Origin of the sequence: Lacinutrix sp., assembly GCF_037625555.1 — a bacterium.
Classification (GTDB): Bacteria; Bacteroidota; Bacteroidia; order Flavobacteriales; family Flavobacteriaceae; genus Lacinutrix.
In genome coordinates this window covers 1-5,974 of record NZ_JASJHV010000031.1, presented here as the reverse complement: position 1 = coordinate 5,974, position 5,974 = coordinate 1, and the positions used below count along the sequence as shown (strand labels likewise).

Below are 5,974 nucleotides of genomic sequence, written 5' to 3'. Positions count from 1 at the left end.
GTGTAGTTGGACGTTATACACCAGAACAATAATACTCAAGTAAGCGTGATGCTATACAAGATGAAATATTTGCTGAAACAAAAACAATTTTAGCAAAGCAATACGTTCAACTTAACGAGGTTTTAGTTAGAGATGTAACTTTACCAAATACTATTAAAGAAGCAATTGAACGTAAACTAAAGCAAGAGCAAGAATCTTTAGAATATGAATTTAGACTTGTAACAGCCCAAAAAGAAGCAGAAAAAGTAATTATTGACGCAAGAGGAAAAGCAGAATCTAACCGTATTTTAAGCGCATCTTTAACAGATAAAATTCTTCAAGACAAAGGTATTGAGGCAACGGTTAAACTGGCAGAGTCTCCAAACAGTAAAGTTATTGTTATTGGTTCTGGAGACAGTGGAATGCCAATTATTTTAGGTAACCAATAGATTAATTAATAAAATCATAAAGTTTTTAATTTTACACCATTTGATTTGGTGTTATTAATTTTTTTTATGAATATTTGTATATATCAAAATACAAATAAATTTTATTCAATTACATCATCATTACTATATTTGCACTCGAGCGATGAAATAATGTGTTGAATAAAATCAACATATTTAAAATCCGTTTGAGTAAATCAAACGGATTTTTTTATTCCTAAAATTTAGGGAGTCTTTCCAAAGAATGATTTACTCCAACAAAAACAAAAAATAAAATGAGTAAGCTTAAAATTGCATAGCCAAATAAAAACAGAAACTTCTCATTATCTCTTAATTCATTAACATCCAGATGCTCTGTAAAGTATAAAAATCCAAATTGCTAAACCTAAAGCAATTAATAAATGATGTTTTATAGAGGAATCAAAAGGGTATTTTATTTTCAATAGAATTGTATTATAATAAAAAATTTAATAAAAAAAGCATCAGCTCAGTAATTTTTGAGTTAATGTTTTTTTATCTTTTTGTTGGTTAATTAAGATATCCAACCCTTTTTTTTAAATAGTCTAGCTATTAAAACAAAAAGCAAGGCAAATACTATAATCATTATTGTCATGCCAATATTGCTAGCATGACCATTAATTAAAAATATGACTCATTTGCACAACAACAGCTAAAAGAGATAATAACATTAGAGAATAGCCTATTTTTTTTCTTAGCAATATAAATAGAAAGCCCAAAAAGCCTGTAAATACTGCAATTGCAAATACAGCAGTAACCCAAGAAGGTGCGTTAGCAACAATATCTATCTGCTCTTGAGTATACATGTTTCTAAAACTTTCTTTGTTATAAGCTTGTTGTAGGTAGTGGTTAACTCCCATTCCGTTTCAAATCAGTCCAATAACAGCGATTATCCAGAACCAAATAGGTGGTTTTTGTTTTGAATTTACAGTCATAATATTTATTTTTGGTTAGTTATTAAGTATACAATTTATAAAAATTTTGTGAAACGGTAGTTATAGGTTATTTTCGAGCTAATTATTAAACTACCTTTTTTGAAGAAATTTTATTATCTCATAACTATTCAATATTTAGGCTACCGTTTTCACGGATGGCAAAAGCAACCAGATGTAAAAACATTGCATTTAATGGTTGATAGAACTTTAAACTTTATTCTTGAAGGTAAGCGATTTAAAAGCTTAGCTTCTGGAAGAACAGATGCAATGGTATCTGCCGAAGCGGCAGCTATAGAGCTGTTTTTAAGAGAACCAATAGAAGATAAAGCGGCCTTTTTAAAGCTATTTAACACAAATTTACCTCAAGACATTAGAGCCTTAACAATTAAAGAGGTTGATGCTAAGTTTAATATAATAAATAACTCTAAAGTTAAAGAATACCTTTATTTGTTTGCATTTGGAGATAAATTTCACCCATTTTGTGCTCCTATTCTAACTACTATTTTAGATGATTTGGATATAGAAATCATGAAAAAAGGTGCAAAGCTATTTGAAGGAGAACATTATCTAAAAACGTACTGCTATAAACCATCGGATAATGGAATTTATAATCGCGAAATTTTAACTTGTGAAATTGTAGAAAACACTATTTATTCTGCAAATTTCTTTCCTAAACAAAGCTATTTATTAAGAGTTCGAGGTAAAGGATTTATGAGAAACCAGATTAGATTAATGATGGGTGCTTTAATAGATTTAGGGAAAGGAAAACTTACTTTAAGCGATATAGAAAAGTCTCTAGAACCCGAAAACACTATAAAAATGGATTATATAGCTCCTGCTTCTGGTTTAATACTTAAGAGTCTTCAATTCGATTAATGTTGTTAAAACCATTGATTAATTTACAAGTATTATAAATACAAAAGTCTCAGTTCCTAATCTTGGAGCTGAGACTTTTTTTGTACCTTTAAATTCATTTTTAAAAATAGGTCATGATTTCAAAAGACGTCTTTAATTTTTTAAAACAATTAGAAAAAAATAACAATAGAGATTGGTTTAACGAAAATAAGTTAACGTTTAAAGCTCTAGAGAGTGACATTAAAGTATTTTACAATTCTATAAATGAAAAATTAAATGTCCACGATAAAACGGATAAAGTAAAAGTATTTAGAATTTATCGAGATGTTCGTTTTTCTAAAAATAAATTGCCCTATAAAACACATTTTAGTGGGTCTTTTCATCGTGTAAAGCCTAATTTAAGAGGTGGATATTATTTTCATATTCAGCCTAACAACGAGAGTTTTGTAGCTACTGGCTTTTGGGATCCATCAAAAGAAGATTTATTGCGTATTCGTAAAGAATTTGAAATTGACGATGATGAAATAAGAACTATCATTGAAAATAAAACATTTAAATCTGTTTGGGAAGATTTACAAGGAGATGCCTTAAAAACAGCACCAAAAGGCTTTGATAAAGAGCATAAGGCAATAGATTTAATAAGACGTAAACAATTTATCTTCACTAAAAAATTTACAGATAAAGAAGTGCAAAGTAAAGACATATTAGAACAAATAGATAAAGCTTTTAAAGACATTAGACCATATTTTGATTATATGAGTGATGTTTTAAATACTAATTTAAACGGAGAATCTTTAATATAAAACCAACACTAATGATAAAAAAAATTGTATTTACCATTATAGGACTGTCAGCTATGCTTTCTTGTTCAGAAAAAAATCAGACTCTAGTAGATTCTGTAGTTAACATAGAATTTAAAATTGATTACGAGAAGTTTACTTTAGAAAATGGACTAGAAGTTATATTACATGTAGATAAAAGTGATCCTATTGTTGCAGTTGCAACTGTAATGCACGTAGGTTCAAATCGTGAAGAACCAGGAAAAACAGGCTTTGCACACTTTTTTGAGCATATGAGTTTTAACGATTCTGAAAACACTCCTGTTGGTGCCAACAGAAAAATGATACCAGAATGGGGAGGAAGTAGAAATGGCGGAACATCTAACGATTATACTGTGTATTATGAAGTAGTTCCAAAAGATGCTTTCGAGAAAATTTTATGGATAGATTCAGACCGTTTTGGTTACATGATAAATACTGTAACAGAAGAAGCATTAGAACGTGAAAAGCAAGTAGTTAAAAACGAAAAGCGTCAACGTGTTGATAATGCAGCTTACGGTTATACAAACGAAATTATAAGAAAAAATTTATATCCAGAAGGGCATCCTTATAACTGGACGGTTATTGGTTCTCTGCCAGATTTACAAGCAGCTACTTTAGACGATGTAAAAAAGTTTTATAAACAATATTATGGCGCAAGTAATGCGTCTTTAGTTATTGCAGGAGATATTGATATTGATGAAACTAAAACTTTAGTAAAAAAATGGTTTGGCGAAATACCAAATGGACCAGAAGTAAAACCTTTAGAACCAAGACCTGTAACATTAGAAACTAAGAAATCTTTATATTTTGAAGATAACTTTGCTAAACTACCAGAATTACGTATTGTTTTTCCAACGGTAGAGGAGTATCATAAAGATTCTTATGCTTTAGGTATTTTAGGACAACTATTAAGCGGAAGCAAAAAAGCACCTCTATATAAGGCTATTGTTGAAGAAGAAAAATTAGCTCCTAACATAGGAACTTATCAATCAAGTAGTGAGTTAGCTGGAGAATTTGTGTTTAGAGTTAGAGCTAACGAAAATATAGATTTAGATAGTGTAAAAGTTGCGATAGATAAAGGTTTAGCTTTATTTGAAACCAATGGAGTTAACACAAAAGATTTAAAACGTATAAAAGCAGAACAAGAAACTAATTTATATCGTGGTGTAAGTACTGTCTTAAACAAAGCATTTCAATTGGTTCAAGACAATGAGTTTATTGGAGACCCAAGCTACATTACACAAACAGCTAACCTAACTAATGCTGTAACTGCTGAAGACGTTATGCGTGTTTATAATAAATACTTAAAAGAGAAAAACTACTTAATGACTAGTGTTGTACCAAAAAAGCAGTTGAATTTAGCGATTGCCAATGCAACAGAAGCTAAGGTTTGGATAGAAGAAGTTAAAAAGAATGTTGCAAACGAAGAAGTAAGCCAAGGAGAAGAAGCTATTTACGATAAAACACCAAGTAAATACAATAGAAGTGAGCCAGCTTTTGGAGAATTACCATTATTTAAATCTCCAAGTGTTTGGAACGGAAAGTTAGAAAATGGTATGACTGTTACAGGTATAGAAAACAACGAAGTTCCTTTAGTAGAATTCGATATTACAATTCCTGGTGGTCAATTAATGGAACCATTAGAAAAAGCAGGAGTTTCAAATCTATTAAGCGATTTGTTAATGCAAGGTACAAGAAGTAAATCTGCAGCAGACCTTGAAGAGGCTATAGGAATGCTTGGAGCATCTATTAGAATGTACATTACAAATGAAGATTTTCATATTGCAGGTTCATGTTTAGCTAAGAATTTTGAGAAAACTATAGACTTAGTAAGAGAAATTATTTTAGAACCACGTTGGGAAGAAAAAGAATACAATCGCTTAAAGCAAGCGCTAGAAACAAGTTTAAAAGGAAGAGAAGCAAACCCAAACTTTATAGCATCTTCTAACTTTAATAAATTAATTTACGGAGAAAATCATTCTTTTGGTGTACCAACATCAGGAAATTTTAAAACAGTTAGTAAGATTACTTTAAACGATTTACAAGAGTATTACTTGAAATTGTCTCCAAAAGACGCTAATTTTCACATAGCAGGTGCGTTAACAGAAACACAAACCTTAGACCAAATTTCTGTTTTAAATGCATGGAAAACTGAAGCTACTGTAATTAGTAATTATACAATACCAGAACAAAATAAAGCAAATACGTTATACTTTATAGATGTTCCAGATGCTAAGCAGTCTGTACTTTATATTGGAAAACTAGCTTTATCAGAAACAAATGAAGATGCTAATAATTTAAGTTTTGCTAACGAAATTATTGGAGGTGGATCTAGCGGTCAATTATTTCAAACACTTCGTATAGGAAAAGGGTATACGTATGGAGCATATTCTTCAATAAGTTCTAACAATGAAGTTTCACCATTTACTGTAAGATCTAGCGTTAGAGCAAATGCTACATTAAAGTCTTTAGATATTATACAGGATATGTTAGAAAACTATGCCAATAATTTTACAGAAACTGAAGTAGAGCTAACAAAAACAAAAGTTCTAAAAAGCCAAACACGAGCATTCGAAAGTTTAGGAGCAAAACTAGGAATGCTTAGAGAAATGAGTAAATATAATAAGGCCGAAGACTTTTTAGTAAAAAATCAAGAAGAATTGGTTAACATGAAACTTTTAGATTACAAATCTATTATCGAGACTTACTTAAACGAAGACGACATGATTTATGTGGTTGTTGGAGATAAAAAAAATCAGTTTGAAGAGGTTAAAAAGTTAGGTAAAACAGTTGTTGAATTAGATATTTTTGGTAATAAAAAACAATTAAAGAATTAAATTTTAAATCAAAAGCCACAATTTTATTAAAAATTGTGGCTTTTTTCTGTATTAAGAATAGTGTTAAACTTCTACAAAAGCAG

The 5,974-nt window shown here is 29.9% G+C and carries 4 protein-coding genes and 1 pseudogene; 4 read left to right on the top strand and 1 reads right to left on the bottom strand.

The features are described 5' to 3' along the window. Positions 1 to 428 (top strand): annotated as a pseudogene (locus tag QNK89_RS01735) (SPFH domain-containing protein); the annotation flags it as partial. A gap of 632 nt (positions 429 to 1,060) precedes the next feature. On the opposite strand, the gene QNK89_RS01730 reads toward QNK89_RS01735, so the two are convergent. After that, positions 1,061 to 1,303 (bottom strand): hypothetical protein, encoded by a 243-nt coding sequence (locus QNK89_RS01730; RefSeq protein ID WP_340169254.1) that lies wholly within the window; start codon positions 1,301 to 1,303, stop codon positions 1,061 to 1,063. 174 nt (positions 1,304 to 1,477) lie between these two features. Here QNK89_RS01730 and QNK89_RS01725 point away from each other — a divergent pair, with 174 nt between their 5' ends. The 3 genes from QNK89_RS01725 (at position 1,478) to QNK89_RS01715 (ending at position 5,891) form a co-directional block, all read left to right on the top strand. Further along, positions 1,478 to 2,254 carry a tRNA pseudouridine(38-40) synthase TruA gene (locus QNK89_RS01725; RefSeq protein WP_340169253.1) on the top strand — a complete coding sequence of 259 codons (777 nt, stop codon included), beginning with the start codon at positions 1,478 to 1,480 and terminating at the stop codon, positions 2,252 to 2,254. Positions 2,255 to 2,367: 113 nt separating this feature from the next. Further along, positions 2,368 to 3,036: a DUF2461 domain-containing protein gene (locus QNK89_RS01720; RefSeq protein ID WP_340169252.1), complete on the top strand. Its 669-nt coding sequence runs from the start codon at positions 2,368 to 2,370 to the stop codon at positions 3,034 to 3,036. 11 nt (positions 3,037 to 3,047) lie between these two features. After that, a complete protein-coding gene (locus QNK89_RS01715; protein ID WP_340169251.1) occupies positions 3,048 to 5,891 on the top strand; it encodes a pitrilysin family protein in 2,844 nt (947 codons plus the stop codon). The last annotated feature ends 83 nt before the right edge of the window (positions 5,892 to 5,974 follow it).